The 1,036-nt window shown below is 75.7% G+C and carries 1 pseudogene; it reads left to right on the top strand.

Annotated elements, in window-relative coordinates:
• Nucleotides 1-497: pseudogene (locus EHS43_RS46975) on the top strand (hypothetical protein); the annotation flags it as partial.
• Nucleotides 498-1,036: the final 539 nt, after the last annotated feature.

Genomic DNA, 1,036 nt, shown 5'->3' with positions numbered 1-1,036 from the left:
GGGTGGGGGTGCTGGCCCGGTTCGGGCCGGTGTGGTGGCAGATCGGACCGGCGGTACTGGCGTGGATCACGGCGGCGGGCCTGCCCGTGGCGCTGGCGTCCAGGGCCTGGCGGGTCCGCACGAGGCCTGGCCTGCGGGCGCGGCTGTCCTCGGCCGGATCCTTGTTCCGCCGACCGAGGGACACGGAGGCGCAGGCAACCGATCCAGCGCCGGGGACGGTGGCCGCCCCGCCGGAGGAGTCCTCGGCCTACGACCAGGACGAGGCCGCAGAACCGTACGGCTACCTACCGCCCCCACCCTCGGCCGAGCCACTGCCTTCGCCGACACCCTGGTACGACGAGGTACTCCGCGAGACCCGCTGGGCAGCCCTGAAGAAGGCATCCGCCCCACCGAAGGACCCCGACGAGCCCTCATCCCCGGCCGGGCCTCCGCCCACGGACCTGCCCTCGGCGACGGACTGGCCTGCGGCTGCCGACCTGCCTTCGGCGACGGACTGACCCGGGTCGCGGACCGGTGCTGGGCCACGGACCTGTCTCTGGCCGGGACTGGCCCCCGGGGTGACGGGCCGGAACCCGGCGAAGGATTGGCCCGTGACTGCCGACGGGTCTCCGGCGACGGCCCGTTCGCCGACCACGGACTGGCCTCGGGCTGCCGACGGTGTTCGGTCACGGACTGACCCCTGCCGCCGACTGGCCTCGGGCAGCGACCGGCCTCCGGTCACGGACTGGTCCTTGGCCACGGACTGGCCCTGAGTCGTCGACCTAGCTCCGGCCACGGACTGCCCCGGGCCGCGGATTGCGCCCCGACTGCCCTCGGCCACGGACCGGCCCTCGGCCTCGGACTGACCCCGGGCACTGATCGGGCTCCGGCCATGGATCCGCCCTGGGCTGCCGACCGGCCCTCGGGCAACTGGCTCCCGGCCGCCAACCGGCCCTCGGCCACGGATTGGCTCCCGGCCGCCGACGGGGCCCCGGTTGATCACGGCGGGCCCGGGACCGACTGACCTCGGACCGTCGACCGGCCCCCGGCCGCGGAC

This window comes from Streptomyces sp. RP5T, assembly GCF_003933965.1.
GTDB lineage: Bacteria > Actinomycetota > Actinomycetes > Streptomycetales > Streptomycetaceae > Streptomyces.
The sequence above is the reverse complement of the archived record's forward strand: the minus strand, read 5'-3'. Positions and strand labels throughout refer to the sequence as shown.